This window comes from Caballeronia novacaledonica (assembly GCF_900258035.1).
Lineage (GTDB): Bacteria > Pseudomonadota > Gammaproteobacteria > Burkholderiales > Burkholderiaceae > Caballeronia > Caballeronia novacaledonica.
Map to the genome: position 1 here is coordinate 61,206 of NZ_OGTP01000013.1, position 17,472 is coordinate 78,677.

The 17,472-nt window shown below is 64.1% G+C and carries 19 protein-coding genes; 11 read left to right on the forward strand and 8 right to left on the reverse strand.

Features of this window, described 5'->3' with window-relative positions:
- Positions 1 to 42: 42 nt before the first annotated feature.
- Both NOV72_RS18905 and NOV72_RS18910 read right to left on the reverse strand, forming a co-directional pair.
- The gene (locus NOV72_RS18905; protein WP_106856111.1) at positions 43 to 966 is read right to left on the reverse strand and encodes a LysR family transcriptional regulator; all 924 of its coding nucleotides are present in this window, start codon (positions 964 to 966) and stop codon (positions 43 to 45) included.
- Positions 967 to 1,001: 35 nt separating this feature from the next.
- A complete protein-coding gene (locus NOV72_RS18910) occupies positions 1,002 to 1,820 on the reverse strand; it encodes an IclR family transcriptional regulator (RefSeq protein WP_106856209.1) in 819 nt (272 codons plus the stop codon).
- Between the two features lie 237 nt (positions 1,821 to 2,057).
- Between NOV72_RS18910 and NOV72_RS18915 the strand changes: the two genes are divergently transcribed.
- The 6 genes from NOV72_RS18915 to pcaC are packed head-to-tail and all read left to right on the forward strand — an operon-like array spanning position 2,058 to position 7,210.
- Complete coding sequence (locus NOV72_RS18915) at positions 2,058 to 2,750, forward strand: 3-oxoacid CoA-transferase subunit A (protein ID WP_106856112.1); 693 nt, start codon at positions 2,058 to 2,060, stop codon at positions 2,748 to 2,750.
- A 16-nt stretch (positions 2,751 to 2,766) separates the two neighbouring features.
- Positions 2,767 to 3,423, forward strand: a complete 657-nt coding sequence (locus NOV72_RS18920; protein ID WP_106856113.1) for a 3-oxoacid CoA-transferase subunit B — start codon at positions 2,767 to 2,769, stop codon at positions 3,421 to 3,423.
- A 33-nt stretch (positions 3,424 to 3,456) separates the two neighbouring features.
- On the forward strand, positions 3,457 to 4,659 hold the full coding sequence (gene pcaF / locus NOV72_RS18925; RefSeq protein WP_106856114.1) for a 3-oxoadipyl-CoA thiolase: 1,203 nt from the start codon (positions 3,457 to 3,459) through the stop codon (positions 4,657 to 4,659).
- A gap of 4 nt (positions 4,660 to 4,663) precedes the next feature.
- On the forward strand, positions 4,664 to 6,031 hold the full coding sequence (locus tag NOV72_RS18930) for a 3-carboxy-cis,cis-muconate cycloisomerase (RefSeq protein ID WP_106856115.1): 1,368 nt from the start codon (positions 4,664 to 4,666) through the stop codon (positions 6,029 to 6,031).
- A 4-nt stretch (positions 6,032 to 6,035) separates the two neighbouring features.
- Positions 6,036 to 6,830, forward strand: a complete 795-nt coding sequence (gene pcaD, locus NOV72_RS18935; RefSeq protein WP_106856116.1) for a 3-oxoadipate enol-lactonase — start codon at positions 6,036 to 6,038, stop codon at positions 6,828 to 6,830.
- On the forward strand, positions 6,827 to 7,210 hold the full coding sequence (gene pcaC, locus NOV72_RS18940) for a 4-carboxymuconolactone decarboxylase (RefSeq protein WP_008350165.1): 384 nt from the start codon (positions 6,827 to 6,829) through the stop codon (positions 7,208 to 7,210). Before pcaD ends, pcaC begins: the two co-directional genes overlap by 4 nt.
- A gap of 65 nt (positions 7,211 to 7,275) precedes the next feature.
- Here pcaC and NOV72_RS18945 read toward each other — a convergent pair whose 3' ends face one another.
- Complete coding sequence (locus tag NOV72_RS18945; protein WP_245933089.1) at positions 7,276 to 8,298, reverse strand: DUF3443 domain-containing protein; 1,023 nt, start codon at positions 8,296 to 8,298, stop codon at positions 7,276 to 7,278.
- Here NOV72_RS18945 and NOV72_RS32795 point away from each other — a divergent pair.
- Positions 8,297 to 8,473 (forward strand): hypothetical protein, encoded by a 177-nt coding sequence (locus tag NOV72_RS32795; protein WP_245933090.1) that lies wholly within the window; start codon positions 8,297 to 8,299, stop codon positions 8,471 to 8,473. The two genes, NOV72_RS18945 and NOV72_RS32795, sit on opposite strands and share 2 nt — an antisense overlap.
- Positions 8,474 to 8,530: 57 nt before the next feature.
- Here the strand turns inward: NOV72_RS32795 and NOV72_RS18950 are convergent, their stop codons facing one another.
- The gene (locus NOV72_RS18950) at positions 8,531 to 8,992 is read right to left on the reverse strand and encodes a DUF2844 domain-containing protein (protein ID WP_106856118.1); all 462 of its coding nucleotides are present in this window, start codon (positions 8,990 to 8,992) and stop codon (positions 8,531 to 8,533) included.
- Between the two features lie 411 nt (positions 8,993 to 9,403).
- Here NOV72_RS18950 and bamC point away from each other — a divergent pair, with 411 nt between their 5' ends.
- Together bamC and NOV72_RS18960 are read left to right on the forward strand one after the other, a co-directional pair.
- On the forward strand, positions 9,404 to 10,606 hold the full coding sequence (gene bamC / locus NOV72_RS18955) for an outer membrane protein assembly factor BamC (protein WP_106856119.1): 1,203 nt from the start codon (positions 9,404 to 9,406) through the stop codon (positions 10,604 to 10,606).
- Between the two features lie 465 nt (positions 10,607 to 11,071).
- Positions 11,072 to 11,362 (forward strand): putative quinol monooxygenase, encoded by a 291-nt coding sequence (locus NOV72_RS18960; RefSeq protein ID WP_106856120.1) that lies wholly within the window; start codon positions 11,072 to 11,074, stop codon positions 11,360 to 11,362.
- 15 nt (positions 11,363 to 11,377) lie between these two features.
- On the opposite strand, the gene NOV72_RS18965 is transcribed toward NOV72_RS18960, so the two are convergent.
- The 3 genes from NOV72_RS18965 to NOV72_RS18975 all read right to left on the reverse strand — a co-directional run bounded on the left by NOV72_RS18965 (position 11,378) and on the right by NOV72_RS18975 (position 14,226).
- On the reverse strand, positions 11,378 to 11,638 hold the full coding sequence (locus tag NOV72_RS18965; protein ID WP_035503563.1) for a hypothetical protein: 261 nt from the start codon (positions 11,636 to 11,638) through the stop codon (positions 11,378 to 11,380).
- A 153-nt stretch (positions 11,639 to 11,791) separates the two neighbouring features.
- Positions 11,792 to 13,402, reverse strand: coding sequence for a malate synthase A (gene aceB / locus NOV72_RS18970; RefSeq protein ID WP_106856121.1), 1,611 nt, complete (start codon positions 13,400 to 13,402; stop codon positions 11,792 to 11,794).
- Positions 13,399 to 14,226, reverse strand: a complete 828-nt coding sequence (locus NOV72_RS18975; protein WP_106856122.1) for a haloacid dehalogenase type II — start codon at positions 14,224 to 14,226, stop codon at positions 13,399 to 13,401. Before NOV72_RS18975 ends, aceB begins: the two co-directional genes overlap by 4 nt.
- Positions 14,227 to 14,362: 136 nt before the next feature.
- On the opposite strand from NOV72_RS18975, the gene NOV72_RS18980 reads away from it, so the two are divergent.
- Positions 14,363 to 15,265, forward strand: a complete 903-nt coding sequence (locus tag NOV72_RS18980) for a LysR family transcriptional regulator (RefSeq protein ID WP_106856123.1) — start codon at positions 14,363 to 14,365, stop codon at positions 15,263 to 15,265.
- Between the two features lie 67 nt (positions 15,266 to 15,332).
- Complete coding sequence (locus NOV72_RS18985) at positions 15,333 to 15,767, forward strand: universal stress protein (protein ID WP_106856124.1); 435 nt, start codon at positions 15,333 to 15,335, stop codon at positions 15,765 to 15,767.
- Between the two features lie 124 nt (positions 15,768 to 15,891).
- Here NOV72_RS18985 and aceA read toward each other — a convergent pair whose 3' ends face one another.
- The gene (aceA, locus tag NOV72_RS18990; RefSeq protein WP_106856125.1) at positions 15,892 to 17,199 is read right to left on the reverse strand and encodes an isocitrate lyase; all 1,308 of its coding nucleotides are present in this window, start codon (positions 17,197 to 17,199) and stop codon (positions 15,892 to 15,894) included.
- Between the last annotated feature and the right edge of the window lie 273 nt (positions 17,200 to 17,472).

Here is a 17,472-nt window from a genome sequence, read left to right on the forward strand (position 1 = left end):
CGCCCAATGTTAGCCGGATTTATCGCCGGGCGGCATCGAAGCCTATTTGGGCCACTCGTCGAGTTCGTCGTTGAAGAGCGAGGCGACGATCCGGCGCAGCCACACCGTGCGCGCATCGTTGTGAAACTTGCGATGCCAGTGTTGCTTCAGATCGAAACGTGGCAGCGCGAGCGGCGGCTCGGCGAGCGTGATCGACGCATGTTCGGCGACGTACGCGAAGCCGATCGCATGCGGCACGGTCGCGATCAGATCGGTGCGCGACAGGATGAACGGCAAGCTCATGAAGTGCGGTGTCTCGAGCACCGCGCGGCGGCGGATACGCTCCTTGTCGAGAAAATTCTCCAGAATCTCCTGGCTGCGGCCTTCGGCGCGCACGACGGCGTGGCCGCATTCCATGAAGCGCTCCACCGTGAGCGGCTCGCGCGCGAACGGATGATCCCGCCGCATGAGGCAGATGAAGCGATGCGAGAAGAGCCGCTGCTGAAAGAAGTTGTTGCCGCGCAGGTCCGGAAAATAGCCGACTGCAAGATCGATGTCGCCCGCTTCGAGCCCGCGCTCGACATCGCCGTGCGACGCCGACACCGAGCGCAGATTCGCTTTCGGCGCTTCCTTCGCGAACGCTTGCAGGAGCCGCGGCAGGAACACGATTTCGCCGACATCGGATAGTGCGATCGAAAAAGTCTCCGCGCTGACCGAGGCGTCGAAGTGCTGCCGGTCGAGCAGGCCGCGTTCGATACGCGCCAGCGCCTCGCGCGCGGCGGGCACGAGCGCGACGGTGCGCGGCGTCGGCTCCATGCCACGCGAGGTGCGCACGAACAGCGGATCGTTGAAGTATTCGCGCAGCCGCGCGAGCGCCGTCGATACGCGCGGCTGGCTCACGCCGAGGCGCTCGGCGGCCCGGCTCACGTTGCGCGTTTCCTCGATGGCGACGAGGTACGGAATCAGATTCAGGTCGAGATCGTTCATGGAGAACCGCCGTATCTTCGCGCGTCAGTGTGCCATCAGCCGCGCCGCGCGACCATGTCCGACACGCGCTGCGCCGCGTCCTGCAGCGGTTCCAGAAACGCCTTCACCATCTGCTTCGCGTTCTTGCGCTGGGCGTTTCCGCTGATGTTCAGCGCCGCGATCACGCGTCCCTGCCGGTCGCGGATCGGCGCGGACATCGAAATCAGTCCTTCCTCCAGTTCCTGATCGACGATCGCCCAGCCCTGGCGCCGCACGATGGCGATCGCGTCCTTGAGCGCGTCCTTGTCGACGATCGTGCGCGGCGTGCGCGGAACGAGATCGCTCGAATCGAGCGTTTCGTCGAGGCGCGCATCGTCGAGCGCGGCGAGCAGCACGCGGCCCATCGACGTGCAGAACGCGGGCAGGCGGCTGCCGATCGACAGATTCTGCGTGATGATCTTGTGCGTCGGCACGCGCAGCACGTAGACGATTTCCGCGCCGTTCAGCACCGCCGCCGAGCAACTTTCGTGGACCTGCTCGACGAGGTCTTCCATGACCGGTTCGGCGAGATTCCAGAAGGGCATCGAGGTCAGGTACGCGAACCCGAGATCGAGGATCTTCGGCGTCAGTTGAAAGAGGCGCCCGTCCGCCTCGACGTAGCCGAGCGACTGCAGCGTCAGCAGAATGCGCCGCGCGCCCGCGCGCGTGAGGCCCGTCGCGGCGGCGACGTCGGTCAGCGTCTGGGCGGGGCGGTTCGCATCGAACGAGCGGATCACCGCGAGCCCGCGCGCGAAGGACTGGACGTAGGCATCGCCGGGACGCGACTGCGCGCCTTGCGCCTCGGCATCCGGGTCTGGCATGGCTGAATTCTTCATAAGGCTCGTCATGAAATCATGAAAACGCGACACGTTCGGCGGCTCCGTGAAAACCCGCAGTTTGCAGATGCTTCGTTGACACGACAACGAATGCGGGACTAACATGCCGATGTTCGCTAAACGAATCCATGTTCGCATGACGAACATTTTGAGGCAAGTCTGATTACCAACTGGTAAACCCGAATTCGGAAAGCGCGGCGGCAAACCGGCTTTCCGGGACAGGAGAAGGAACGGCACATGATCAACAAGATTTTCGATTCGCTCGCCTCGGCCGTGGCCGACGTCCACGACGGCGCGACCATCATGATCGGCGGTTTCGGCACGGCGGGCATGCCGTCCGAACTGATCGACGCGCTCATCGAACAAGGCGCGCGCGAACTCACGATCGTCAACAACAATGCCGGCAACGGCGACACGGGCCTGGCTGCGCTGCTCAAGGCCAAGCGCGTGCGCAAGATCATCTGCTCGTTCCCGCGCCAGACAGATTCATATGTGTTCGACGCGCTCTATCGCGCGGGCGAAATCGAACTGGAACTCGTGCCGCAGGGCAATCTGGCCGAGCGCATCCGTGCGGCGGGCGCGGGCATCGGCGGCTTTTTCACGCCGACGGGTTTCGGCACGAAGCTCGCGGAAGGCAAGGAAACGCGCGTGATCGACGGCAAGCACTATGTGCTCGAAGCGCCGCTGCACGCGGATTTCGCGCTCGTGAAAGCCTTCAAGGGCGACCGCTGGGGCAATCTGGTCTATCGTAAAACGGCGCGCAACTTCGGCCCGATCATGGCGAGCGCCGCGAAAACGGCGATCGTCCAGGTGTCGAAGGTCGTGCCGCTCGGCGAGCTGGACCCCGAAAATATCGTGACGCCGGGCATTTTCGTGCAGCGCGTCGTGGAAGTGCCGCAAGCGGTGCATCAAGCCGAACTCGCTGCTTAAGGAAGGACGAAAAGCCATGAAGAAACTCACTCGTGACGAAATGGCCAGGCGCGTGGCCGCGGATATTCCCGAAGGCGCGTACGTGAACCTGGGCATCGGCGTGCCGACGCTCGTCGCCAATCACCTCGCGGCGGATCGCGAAATCTTCCTGCACAGCGAAAACGGCCTGCTCGGCATGGGCCCGGCGCCCGCGACAGGCGCCGAAGACGACGAGCTCATCAACGCCGGCAAGCAGCACGTGACGTTGCTCACGGGCGGCGCGTATTTCCATCACGCGGATTCCTTCGCGATGATGCGCGGCGGCCATCTCGATTTCTGCGTGCTCGGCGCGTTTCAAGTCTCGGCGACGGGCGATCTCGCGAACTGGCACACCGGCGCGCCCGACGCGATCCCGGCCGTCGGCGGCGCGATGGATCTCGCGATCGGCGCCAAGCAAGTCTATGTGATGATGGAACTGCTCACGAAGCAGGGCGAAAGCAAGCTGGTCGCGCAGTGTTCGTATCCGGTCACGGGCGTGCAGTGCGTGGACCGCGTCTACACGGACCTCGCCGTGTTCGACGTGACGCCGGAAGGCTTCGTGGTGCGCGAGATCGTGGAAGGTCTGTCGTTCGAAGAATTGCAGAAACTGGCCAAGGTGCCGCTTCAATACGTGCCTTTGACCGAAGCTGTTTGACGCCTGAGAGACATAAGAGAACCGGAGCAATTGATGAAAGAAGCTTTCGTATGTGATGCCATCCGCACGCCGATCGGCCGTTACGGCGGTTCGCTCTCCTCCGTGCGCGCCGACGATCTCGGCGCCGTGCCGCTGCGCGCGCTCGTCGAGCGCAACAAGGAAGTCGACTGGGAAGCCGTCGAGGAAGTGATCTACGGCTGCGCGAATCAGGCGGGCGAAGACAATCGCAACGTCGCGCGCATGTCGGCGTTGCTGGCGGGTCTGCCGGTCGGCACGCCGGGCTCCACGGTCAACCGCCTGTGCGGCTCGGGCATGGACGCGATCGGCGTCGCGGCGCGCGCGATCAAGGCGGGCGAAACGAGCCTGATGATCGCGGGCGGCGTTGAGAGCATGAGCCGCGCGCCGTTCGTGATGGGCAAGGCGACGAGCGCGTTCTCGCGTTCCGCCGAGATTCACGATACGACCATCGGCTGGCGCTTCATCAATCCGCTGATGAAGAAGCAGTACGGCGTCGATTCGATGCCCGAGACCGCCGAGAACGTCGCGGACGATTACAAGATCAGCCGCGCCGATCAGGACGCGTTCGCGCTGCGCTCGCAGCAGAAAGCGGCGCGCGCGCAGCAGGACGGCACGCTCGCGCAGGAAATCGTCGCGGTGACGATTCCGCAGAAGAAGGGCGATGCGCTCGTCGTCGACAAGGACGAGCATCCGCGTGAAACGAGCCTCGAAGCGCTCGCGAAGCTGAAGGGCGTCGTGCGTCCGGACGGCAGCGTGACGGCCGGCAACGCGTCGGGCGTGAACGACGGCGCGGTCGCCATGCTGATCGCCGACGAGGAAAGCGCCAAGCGCCACGGCCTCACGCCGCGTGCGCGCATTCTCGGTCTCGCGACCGCGGGCGTGCCGCCGCGCGTGATGGGCATCGGGCCGGGTCCGGCGTCGCAGAAGCTGCTTGCGCGTCTTGGCATGACCATCGACCAGATGGATGTGATCGAGCTGAACGAAGCGTTCGCGTCGCAAGGGCTCGCCACGCTGCGCATGCTCGGCGTCGCCGACGACGATCCCCGCGTCAACCCGAACGGCGGCGCGATTGCGCTCGGCCATCCGCTGGGCGCGTCCGGCGCGCGGCTCGTGACGACCGCGAGCTATCAGCTTCATCGCACCGGCGGCCGCTTCGCGCTGTGCACGATGTGCATCGGCGTGGGCCAGGGCATCGCGATGATCATCGAGCGCGTCTGACGCAATGTTCGCATCCACGGGACGTCTCACCGATCTCGTTTGCGGCCACGCCGCCGCGAACGAAGTCTGGTCGCCACGCGCGACCGTGCAGGCGATGCTCGACGTCGAAGCCGCGCTCGCGCGCGTTTCGGCGCTGCATGGCGTGATTCCGCCGGGCGCGGTCGAGGCGATCGTCGCCGCGTGCGACGCGGACAACATCGACGCCGACGCGCTCATGACCGGCGCGCAAGCGGGCGGCAATCTCGCGATTCCGCTCGTCAAGCAACTGACGGCCGTGGTGAAGGCGAACGATGCCGAAGCCGCCAAGTACGTGCATTGGGGCGCGACGAGTCAGGACATCATCGATACGGGCGTCGTGCTGCAATTGCGCGCCGCGCTCGATCTGCTCGACGCTGATTTGCGCGTGCTTTCCGACGCGCTCGTCGTGCAGGCGCAAGCGCACCAAAAGACGCCGATGATCGGCCGCACGTGGCTTCAGCAGGCGCTGCCGATCACGCTCGGCTTGAAGTTCGCGCAATGGCTCGATGCCGTGACGCGTCATCGTCAGCGGCTTGTCGAGTTGAAGGCGCGCGCGCTGGCGCTGCAATTCGGCGGCGCGGCGGGCACGCTCGCGAGCCTGCGCGACAAGGCGTTGCCGGTCGCGGCGTCGCTTGCCGAAGACCTGAAGCTGACGCTTCCGGCGCTGCCGTGGCACACGCAGCGCGACCGCATCGCGGAAGCGGCGTCGTTCTTCGGCATGTTGACGGGCACGTTGGGCAAAATCGCGCGCGACATCTCGCTCATGATGCAGACCGAAGTCGGCGAAGTCGCGGAACCCGCCGCGGCGGGCAAGGGCGGTTCGTCGACGATGCCGCACAAGCGCAATCCCGTCGGCTGCGCGGCGGTGCTCACCGCCGCGACGCGCGCGCCGAACCTCGTCGCGACGATCTTCGCGGGCATGGTTCAGGAGCACGAGCGCGCGTTGGGCGGCTGGCAGGCCGAATGGGAAGCGCTGCCCGATCTCGCGCGTCTGACGGCCGGCGCGCTCGCGAACATCGTGGGCATCGTTCCGGCGATCGAGGTCAACGTCGAACGTCTCGCGCGCAATCTCGACGTGACGAACGGCCTCGTGCTCGGCGAAGCGGTGATGCTCGCGCTCGGCGATGCCATCGGCAGGCTCGATGCGCACAAGCTGGTCGAAGGCGCATCGAAGGCGTCGGTGGCGAACGGCACGTCGCTCTTCGACGAACTCGCCGCGAACGAAATCCTCGCGCGCCATCTCTCGCAAGATCAACTGAAGCTCTTGCTCGATCCGGCGAACTACGTCGGCGAGGCGCAGGCGTTCGTCGCCGCCGCCATCGCGAGCGCTCATTCGAATAAACAGGAGCAGTAAAAACATGCCTCTTGCCGAAGTAAACGGAACGCGGATTCACTATCGCATCGATGTCACGGCGGGCGACGGCGCGCCGTGGCTCGTGCTGTCGAATTCGCTCGGCGCCGATGTCTCGATGTGGACGCCGAACATCGAGGCGTTCGCGAAGCACTACCGCGTGCTGCGCTACGACACGCGCGGCCACGGCCATTCCGACGCGCCGCCGGGGCCGTACACGATCGATCAACTGATCGGCGACGTGATCGGCGTGATGGATCATCTGAAGATCGAGCGCGCCAATTATTGCGGCCTGTCGATGGGCGGGCTGACCGGCGTCGGACTTGCCGCGCGGCATCCGGAGCGCTTTTCGCGCGTCGTGCTGTCGAACACCGCCGCGCTGATCGGCTCCGACGCCGTGTGGACGCCGCGCGCCGCGAAGGCGCGCGAGCCGGGCGGCATGCCCGCGCTGACCGATGCCGTGATCGCGCGCTGGTTCACCGTGCCGTTCATCGAGCGCGAGCAGCTCGCGCTCGCGAATATCCGCGACGTGTTCCGGCACACCTCGGGCGACGGCTACGCGTCGAACTGCGAGGCGATCCGCGACGCCGACCTGCGCGACGAAGCCAAAACGATCAGTTTGCCGGTGCTCGTGATCGCGGGCACACACGATCTGTCGACGACGGCGGAGCAGGGCCGCGAACTCGCGGGTTATATCGGCGGCTCGCGTTATCTCGAACTGGACGCCGCGCATCTGTCGAACATCGAAAAGCGTGACGACTACACGCGCGCCGTCCTCGACTTCCTCGGAGAACGACAATGACCGACGACGAACGTTACGAAGCCGGGATGAAAGTGCGCCGCGCGGTGCTGTCCGATGCGCACGTGGACCGGTCGCTGGCGAATCGCACGGAATTGACGACGGAGTTCCAGAACTTCATCACGCGCTATGCATGGGGCGAGATCTGGACGCGAGACGGCCTGCCGCGCCACACGCGCAGCCTCATCACCATCGCGATGATGGTCGCGTTGAACCGCAGCGAGGAACTCGCGCTGCACCTGCGCGCCGCGAAGAACAATGGCGTGACGCAAGACGAAATCAAGGAAGTGCTGTTGCAGACGGCGGTGTACTGCGGCGTGCCGGCGGCGAATTCGGCATTTCACCTCGCGCAGAAGATCTTCGACGAGGAAAGCAAGGCGTAATCACGCAGCGCGTTCCACAAAAATCCGTCTCCGGCAACCGGAGACGGATTTTTTCATCTGCGCACTCAGAACGCGTAATACGGTCCCGGTCCCGCGGGCGTTGCGCGTCCGGCGAGCGCCGTGAACACGCGCCGCCCGTAGAAGAACGGCAGGCCCCAGTCGAAGTAGCCGCTCGCCGAGCCGGCGAGGTTGTCGAAGGCGAAGTTGCCTGTGCCGAACAAGGTCGTGGATTGCGCGATGGTGAAGCTCACCGGGCTTTGCGCGCCGCTCGACGAACGGATCGTCGCCGCGATCGTCTGCGGTGTCGACGGGCAATACCAGACGCCGCATCGGGCGAGCGTCGTCGAAGGGAAGAAGACGCCGTTCGAGCCGCTGTCGATGAAACTCGACCCGTACTGGCCGCCGCCGAAGTCCGTCGTGACATAGCCGGACGTCGAGCTGGACGTGAGCACGGTCGCCGAGCCGAGCAGATTGTTCGACTGCGAGCCGATGCCGAAGGTCATCGTTCCGGTCACCGTCGCCGCGCCGTTGTCCGGCACGTCGGGAAGCTCGATCAGCACGCCGTTGTTGTCGGTGGCGAAGTTCGCGACCGGATTCGTCACCTGCTGAGCGACCGCCAGCGTGCTCGCGGCGCAGTTGCCCGAGACGCAACTGTAGTACCAGCGCGGCATCGCGGAGGACGCGCAGCCCGCGCCGCAATCGGCGGCGAACGGCCCGACGCCGAGAATGCCGTTCGCGCGCAAGGACGACGCGGTGAGCATCGGCAGGCCGGACTGGGTGCAATCCTGCGCGGTCGCGGCTGCGGCGTTGTCGGCGATCAACTGGATGGAGGTGGAAGGCGCGACCTGGCCGGCGAGCCGGACATCGGCGGTACGCACGGCGCCCCACGTGTAGCCCGACCCGAACACCGCGCATTCCGCGACGATCGCGTTCTGATTGCCGCCCGCGACGAGCGGCAAGGCAATCGACGGACTGAGCGCGGATGCCAGCACGCGCAGTCCATGCGAGCCGGTATCGACCTGAACGTTGTCGATGGTCTGACAGGTGCTCGTGCCGGGCACGCAGATCGTCACGCTGGTGAGCAGCATGTTGCGCGTGTTGGTGGGCGTGCTGGCGACGCGGATGGTCTGGACGTTGGGCGTCGTCGATTGCGCGACAGTCGGGCTCGCGGACGAGGATAAAGGGGCGCTCGCGGGCGCGGCGGCGCTGGCCGTGGCCGGCGTGGCGGAATTGTCGCTCGAGCCGCCGCCGCCGCAGGCGTGAAGCAGGACGCAAAGCGCGAGCATCGGGAGAAGGGCGCGTGTGTTCATCGTCGGCCTCTCACTGGATATGGGTGGAAGTCACGCCCGGCGGCAGGCTGCTCGCGAGCCACGCACGTCCGCTGAATTCGCGCAGCCGCACACGATTTTCGACGACGAGATCGCCCAGCGCGACGCGCGTCGCATGCAGTCCGGCATCGCCGGGCGATGCATTCGCGCCTTGCCTGAACGTCTCGAAGTGCGCGCCGAGCAGCGCGCGCACGTCCGGCATCGCCGGGCCGCGCCAGGAGACCGCATACACTGCGCCAGTCGAATCGACATATTCGCGCACGACGATGCCTTGCTGGTCCGCCGTTTCGCGAAATTGCACGATCCCGCTCTGCGCCTGATGCACGACATCGCCGTCCGACGCCGCGGCGGCACGCCCGGTTGCGCCGAGTTGCGCGAAAGCGGGCGCCGTTGCACTGCTCACGAGGATCGACAGGCCAGCGATCACGTAGTGAGGAATTCTGACTTTTTTCATGGTTTTTCTCTCCGTTAATTAGGACTCTTCTTATTTTTGGGATTGGATTTTAGAGGTAAAGACCGGCGAGGCGAAGCGAGACGCAAAAATCGGCAATTCGGCGCGGCGAATGCCTAAATCCTATGAGAATCAATAGGTTACAAATAACGAAAGCGCGAATTGTCGCCTTTGGTGATTGTCATAAATTGTCAATTCGATGCGAAACGTCTTAAATACAAGATGAGAAAGACGTTCATTGATTGCTTTCAGTCTGAATTTTCGAGATAGCGGGCAATAGGCGAAACAGGCGCGCAGCGACCGCCGGACAAAGCTCGCCCGGACCGTTTTTTTTCACGGCGCAGCGTCGGACCGGTAAAATACTGGGTTGATCCACGGAAGAACGCCCGTGGCGTAGCGGAAGGACTTCTCCAAATGACAGATTTTCGTGTAACCAAGCGCATGACTGCGCTTTTCGCGGTGGCCGGAATCGTGGCGGGATGCGGCACCTCCAATCCCAACGCGTTCAACTACAAGAGCGATCAGCGTTCGAAACAGGTGTCTCTCGCCGTTCCGCCGAATCTGCTCGACGAAGCGGCCGACCAGCGCTCGCTGCCGCCTCAGGGCGGGCAGGCATCGCTGTCCGACCTGCAGCAAGTCCAGAAAGTCGCACCGAACGCGCCCACGGTGGTTCCGCCGGTGACGGGCATGCGGATTCAGCGCGACGGCGCCGAGCGCTGGCTCGTCGTCGACGGCAAGACGCCCGATCAGGTGTGGCCGCAAATCCGCCGCTTCTGGCAGGAGCAGGGCTTTCTGCTCGTCGTCGATCAGCGCGACAAAGGCGTGATGGAAACGGACTGGAACGAAACCCATCCGCAGATTTCCGACGGCCTCATCCGCGACACGCTCGCCAAGGCAACCGGCAATTCGTATGTGACCGCCGAGCGCAACAAGTACCGCACGCGTCTCGAAACGGCGCCGAGCGGCGGCACCTACGTGTTCATCAGCCAGAAGGGCATGCGCGAGGCGCTGACCGGCGTGAACAACGATTCGAGCCAGTGGCAGGCGCGCCCGAACGATCCGGCGCTCGAAAACGAATATCTCAAGCGACTGATGTCCTCGCTCTCGCTGGCCGATCAGCGCACGGCCGCAGGCGGCGCGACGCCGCTCGACGCTCCGGCTCCGGCCGCGGCCGGTGCCGCGAAGGGCGGCGATTCGAAGGCCGCGTCGGCGGCGGCGCAGAACGCCGCGAATGCGGGCAACTCGCCGATCCGCAACGAGGTCGTGCCCGAAGCCACGTCGTCGCAACTGACGTTGCCGGAAGCGTATGACCGCGCGTGGCTGCGCGTGGGCATCGCGCTCGATCGCGCCAACTTCACGGTGGACGACCGCGACCGCAACAAGGGCGTCTACTACGTGCGCTATGTCGATCCGACGGATAAGACATCGGCGGAGCAGGGCTTCTGGAGCCAGGTATTCCACGGCCGCAAGGAGATGAAGGCGAAGCAATATCAGGTCAACGTGCGCGCCGTCACCGAGGCGCAGACGCGCGTGGCGATCGTCGACGACAAGGGGAATCTCGATGCGTCCCCGCAAGCGCGCCAGATCATGGCGTTGCTCGCCGATCAGATCAGCTGACCGTTTTTCTCAGCCCGATCGCGCGGAAACCGCCTCGTTCACGAGGCGGTTTTTTTTCGTCTCCCGACGCCGCGCCGCCCGCGCAAACGATTTTCTCAGCGTGCATAGAAATGCGAGCGTGAGGTAATAATTGCGCAGACAATTCTTTCTATCGGGAAATGTGCGCAAAAGCTTATAGAAATGAACGGGTGGACAGTACATTGCATCAATGGCGTAATTCACCCGCCCGAATTTCTTCGAAGTGCGCTCATCAGGCGCGCGGCTCCGGACACACAGACGATTGGTTCGCTACGCGCGGACCCCGATGGCCCCGTCGCCTATCCTCGTAGGGCGACGGTTTTTGCCCGCGTTTCGCTTGGAACGCGGGCTTTTTCTTTAGGCTTGTTCATCGGGCGATTCGGCGGCGTGCGCCGTGCGCGGTTATGCTCCTGATTTCGTCGATTCAACGAGATCAGGAGAACGCATATGCCGGAAGTTGCCGTCGTCGCTATTTTCGTCGCCAGGCCGGGCAAGGAAGAGGAACTGAGAGAAGTGCTCGAAGCCAACGTCGGACCGACGCGCAAAGAGCCGGGCGCGCTGCAATACGACTTGCACCGCGACATCGGGGAGCCGCGGCGCTTCATTTTCGTCGAACGCTGGGAGAGCGAGGCCGCGCTCGCGAAGCACGGCGAAACGGCGCATATTCAGGCGTTTCGCGCCAGGTCGCCGGAATTGTGCGAGCACGGCGAGGTCCGCGTCGCGAGCAAGATTGTCTGACGGCGAGGACCGTCTTCAGTGCGTTTCGTGCGGGACGTCGAGAATGAGAATGATGGTCCAGTCGGCGTCGCCGTCGTGATGATACTGGCGCTCCGCGACGATGAACGGCTGCTGCTTGCCGCTCGGCCCGAGAAAGAGCACGTCGCCTTCCATCGGCAGGCATTCGACCGGCGGCAGCGCCAGATACGAGTCCTTGTTCACGTTGCGCGGCATCAGTTTTTCGATCTTGCGCGATGCCGCTTCGGTCCATTCGATATCGAGCTGGATATTGCTCATGCTGTCGTTCGCACGGTCAGTGCGCTCCACGGTTGAATCGTTAAAAAGACGATGCGCAATGTAGCACACGCCGCGCGCGATTCATGAGGCGCGCCAAACGGAAAAACGGCCCCAAGGCCGTTTTTCCATCAAGCGCCGGAACCCGTCGGGCGCTCAGATTTCCTCGTACAGCGGCAGCGTCAGAAACTCGGTGAACTGCGCCGACGTCGACATCTCCTCGAAAATTTTCGCCGCGCGCTCGTACGGCTTCGTGTCGGCGCCCGACGCGCTCACGGCCTGCTTCACCTTCTCCAGTTCGTCGATGGTGATGTCGCGCACCATCGCCGCCGTGACCTTGCGGCCGTCGTCGAGCTTGCCCTTCGGCGAGCGGATCCATTGCCACACTTGCGAGCGCGAGATTTCGGCGGTCGCGGCGTCTTCCATCAGGTTGTGGATCGGCACGCAGCCATTGCCCGCGAGCCACGAACCGAGATAGTGGACGCCGACGTTCACGTTGTTGCGCAGGCCCGCTTCGGTGATCGGCTCTTCCGGACGGAAGTCGAGCAGATCGTGCGCCGTCACCTGCACGTCGGTGCGCTGCTTCCCGATCTGATTCGGTTTGTCGCCGAGCACCTTCACGAACTCTTCCATCGCCAGCGGCACGAGTCCCGGATGTGCGACCCAGCCGCCGTCGTAGCCGTCGGACGCGTCGCGGGCCTTGTCGGAGCGCACGCCGCCCATCGCCTTGTCGTTCGCGGCCGGATCGTTCTTGATCGGAATCAGCGCGGACATGCCGCCGATCGCCGGCGCGTTGCGCTTGTGGCAGGTCTTCAGCAGTTCGAGCGCATAGGCGCGCATGAACGGCGAGGTCATCGTGATCTTCGCGCGGTCGGCGAGGCAGAAGTCCGTGTCGTTCTTGAACTTCTTGATCGCCGAAAAGATGTAGTCCCAGCGGCCCGCGTTGAGGCCGGAGCTATGCTCGCGCAGTTCGTACAGGATTTCGTCCATTTCGAAGGCGGCGAGAATGGTCTCGACGAGCACCGTCGCGCGAATCGTGCCGCGCGGGACGCCGACCGCATCTTGCGCCGCGATGAAGATGTCGTTCCACAGGCGCGCTTCGAGATGGCTTTCCATCTTCGGCAGATAGAAGTACGGGCCGCTGCCGCGCGCGATCAGTTCCTTCGCGTTGTGAAAGAGGAAGAGCGCGAAATCGAAGATGCCGCCCGACACGCGCTGACCGTCGACGCTCACGTGCTTCTCATCCAGATGCCAGCCGCGCGGACGCACGATCAGCGTCGCGATCGTGTCGTTGAGCTTGTACGACTTGCCGTTCTGCTCGAGCGAAATCGTGCGGCGCACCGCTTCCTTCAGGTTGATCTGGCCGACGATCTGGTTGTCCCAGTTCGGCGCGTTCGAATCCTCGAAGTCGGTCATGTACGAATCCGCGCCGGAGTTGAGCGCGTTGATAATCATCTTGCGCTCGACCGGACCGGTGATCTCGACGCGGCGGCGTTGCAGATCCTGCGGCAGCGGCGCGACTTTCCAGTCGCCCTCGCGGATCGATTTCGTTTCTTCGAGGAAGCCGGGGCGCTCGCCCGCATCGAGACGCCGGGTGCGCTCGACGCGCGCGGCGAGCAGTTGCTGGCGGCGCGGCTCGAACTGGCGATGCAGCGCGGCGACGAATGCCAGCGCCTCGGGCGTCAGAATGGTCTCGTAGCCGGGCGCGATGTCGGCTGAGATCGCCATGCCTTTCGGGAGCGAAAGCGGATTCGAGGGATGCGTCATGGTTTTCTCCTTGGTCGGTCAGACGGTTTTGCGGTTTTTGCCTTGGGTGTTGCCGAAGCGGCCTTCCGATCCGGGCAGCCGCCTTCGATGAATGCGATGAGTTCGTCCATGCCGCGCCCGCTGCCGTCCGGCGCGACGCCCAGTTCTTCGACCGGCAACGCCGCGCGATTGATCCAGAACGTCGTGTAGCCGAACCACGTCGCGCCGGCCACGTCCCAGCCGTTCGACGACACGAACACGATGTCGCGCGCCTGAGCCTGGGAAGCGCCGAACGCGCGCGTGCCGAGCGCATAGGCGGCTGCGGCGGGCTTGTAAGCGCGCACGGCGTCGACGGACAGCACATGGTCGAAAAGCCCGCTCATGCCGGCGCTTTTCACGGCGACGTCGAGCATCGGCGGATTGCCGTTCGACAGGATCGCAAGCGGAATGGCGAAGCGCTCGCGCAATTGCCGCAGCGCGGGCACGGTGTCGGGAAACGCGGAGAGGCACGCGTATTCGTCCATCAGACGCTTTTCGGCGGGGAGCGTGAGCGCGTCGGCGAGTCCGAGCCGCGCGGCCGCGTAGCGCAGCGCGTCGATCGTGATGTTCCAGAACGGCTCGTAGTGCGCGCCCGACGGATCGGCGAGCGTGCGCAATTGCGTGTATTCGATCTGCTTCTGACGCCAGAGCTGCGAGAGCGCGTCGCCGTGGCCGGGGAAGAGCTGCTCGGCGGCCGCCACGACCGAATGGACGTCGAAGAGCGTGCCGTAAGCGTCGAAGATGACTGCGCGAGGCCGGGCGTTATAAGCGGATAGAGATGATGTGTGTGTCGTTATGGCCGACATGGCCTTGCGCTCCGTTGAGAGGTCGAGAAATTTTATTCGTGATCGCAGTGATGGAAAAAGAGCCGACGGATCACTTGATCTTTTACTTTTACATACCTAATCTGTGCACAAGCAGCCAAATTGACGACGAACACGCATGGATCGATTCAAGCAGATTGAGACTTTCGCCTCGGTCGCGGCAAAGGGCAGCCTGTCGGCGGCGGCGCTGGCGGAGGGCATCGCGCCGGCTGTCATCGGACGCAGGCTCGATGCGCTCGAAGAGCGGCTCGGCGTGAAACTTCTCGTGCGCACGACGCGCAGGATCACGCTCACGTTCGAAGGCTCCGCGTTTCTCGAAGACTGCCAGCGCATCATCAATGACATGCAGAACGCGGAGGCGAGCGTGTCGGCGGGCGGCGTGAAGGCGAGCGGGCATTTGCGCGTGTCGGCGCCGGCGGGCTTCGGGCGGCGTCACGTCGCGCCGCTGGTGCCGAAATTCACGACGCTGCATCCGGATGTGTCCGTCACGCTCGATCTGACCGACCGCATGGTCGATCTCGTCAACGAAGGCTTCGATTGCGCGGTGCGGCTGGGCGAACTGCCGGATTCGTCGCTCGTGTCGCTGAAGCTCGGCGAAAACCGGCGCGTGTGCGTCGCGTCGCCGGACTATCTCGCGAGGCGCGGCAAGCCCGCCGATCTCGCCGCGCTCGCGCATCACAATTGCCTCGCGCTCGGCGCGTCGGCGAATCAGCAGCGCGGCTGGGTATTCGAGCAGGACGGCAAAGTCGTGACGATCAAGGTGTCCGGCACGATGGAGTGTTCGGACGGCGCGGTGCTGCACGAATGGTGTCTGGAAGGCCGTGGCCTTGCGTGGCGCTCGTGGTGGGAAGTGGGCGAGGATATCGGCGCGGGGCGTCTCGTAAGCGTGCTCGATGCGTTCGCCGCGCCGCCGATCGGCATTCATGCGGTGTTTCCGCAAAGAAGGCATCTGCCGTTGCGCGTGCGATTGTTTCTCGATTTGCTCAAGCATACGTATAACGCGACAGGGTATTGGGGATGATCTTTCTCCGCTTCCGTCCCCGTTACTACAATGGAATCACGCACCTACACGTTACGGGGAGGACGCCATGTTCAAACACATCCTCGTGCCGACCGACGGCTCCGAGCTATCGCAAAAGGCCATCGACGGCGCGATCGATCTCGCGCAATCCGTCGGCGCGCGCATCACCGCTTACGCGTGCCTGCCGCAATATCCGTATTCGCCTTTCGCCGATGTCGCCGTCGAGCCGCCCGACGACTTCCACGCGCGCGCCGAGAACGAAGCGCGCGAGCACCTGCGCGCCGTCGAGCGCGCCGCCGAGAGCGCAGGCGTGCCTTGCGCGAGCGTGACGAGCATCGATGCGGCGCCGTATATCGGCATCATCGAAGCGGCGGAGCAACATGGCTGCGACGTGATTCTGATGGCATCGCACGGACGCCGCGGACTGGGAAGCTTGCTTATCGGCAGCGAAACGCAGCGCGTGCTGACGCATACGAAGATTCCGGTCATCGTGTACCGCTGATGGCTCAAACGGAAGCGCACGCGCTGTGCTTTCGTTTGAGCGGCGGCCGTCGCGCGATACTGCGTGCGCCACGGCCGCCGCTTCTTTTCACCGCTCTCCCTGATTCAGCCTGCCTGATGCGGTATTACGCGACTTTCTTGTCGAAGAACTGCTCGTCTTCCGTCGAGCCGTGCAGCGCGGTCGTCGATGCGTCGCGCTCGACCGTCTGCGTCACGGCGTCGAAGTAGCCCGTGCCCACTTCGCGCTGATGCTTCACCGCCGTGAAGCCCTTGTCGGCGGCGGCGAATTCGGCCTGCTGCAACTCGACGAACGCGCTCATCTGCGAACGGGCGTAGCCGTGCGCGAGGTTGAACATCGAGTAATTCAGCGCGTGGAAGCCCGCGAGCGTGATGAACTGGAACTTGTAGCCCATCGCGCCCAGCTCGCGCTGGAACTTGGCGATGGTCGCGTCGTCCAGATTCTTCTTCCAGTTGAACGACGGCGAGCAGTTGTACGACAGCATCTTGTCCGGGAACTGCTTGTGGATCGCCTCGGCGAACTTCTTCGCGTATTCGAGATCCGGCTTGCCGGTTTCGCACCAGACGAGATCCGCGTACGGCGCGTAGGCGAGGCCGCGCGACACGGCCTGCTCGAGACCCGGCTTCGTGCGGAAGAAGCCTTCCACGGTGCGATCGCCGGTGAGGAACGGCTTGTCGTTGTCGTCGATGTCGGACGTGACGAGATCGGCGGCTTCGGCATCGGTGCGCGCGATGACCAGCGTCGGCACGCCGCACACGTCCGCCGCGAGACGCGCAGCCGACAGCTTCGCAACGTTCTCGCGCGTCGGCACGAGCACCTTGCCGCCCATGTGGCCGCACTTCTTGACCGACGCGAGCTGATCCTCGAAGTGCACGCCCGCCGCGCCGGCTTCGATCATCGCCTTCATCAGTTCGAACGCGTTGAGCACGCCGCCGAAGCCCGCTTCGGCATCGGCCACGATCGGCGCGAAGTAGTCGATATAGCCTTCATCGCCCGGATTCTTGCCTTCCGACCATTGAATCTGATCGGCGCGCGTAAGCGTGTTGTTGATGCGCTTCACGACGAGCGGCACCGAATTCGCCGGATACAGCGACTGGTCCGGATACATTTCGCCCGCGACGTTGGCGTCGCCGGCCACTTGCCAGCCCGACAGATAGATCGCCTTGAGGCCGGCCTTGACCTGCTGCATCGCCTGGTTGCCGGTCAGCGCGCCGAGCGCGTTGACGAACGGCTCCTCGTGAATCGACGCCCACAGCCGCTCGGCGCCGCGGCGTGCGAGCGTGTGCTCCTGCTGCACCGAGCCGCGCAGGCGCACGACGTCATCCGCCGAGTAGCCGCGCTTGATGCCCTTCCAGCGCGGATCGGTTTCCCATTGCTGCTGGAGTTGCTGAGCTTGTTGTTGGCGTGAAGTCATGGCGTTTCTCCTTGAGATTGGACTGAACGACGAATGTTGAATCGATGTTCCTGGACGACTTGAGCTCCGGCGCGCCTGATCCGGCAGCCTGCGTTTGCTCAACTCTTATATAAGAGTCTAGGCAAATGAAGACGGGCAAGACACCCCTCGGAAGGAGAATTTCAGATTATTTTTATCGTTAAAATTCAATCATATATACGCTTCATTGCGCAATGTGGAATGTCTTTTTCTATCTTGCAACGAGCAGGATTGTGCCGCGCAGCACATCTTTTG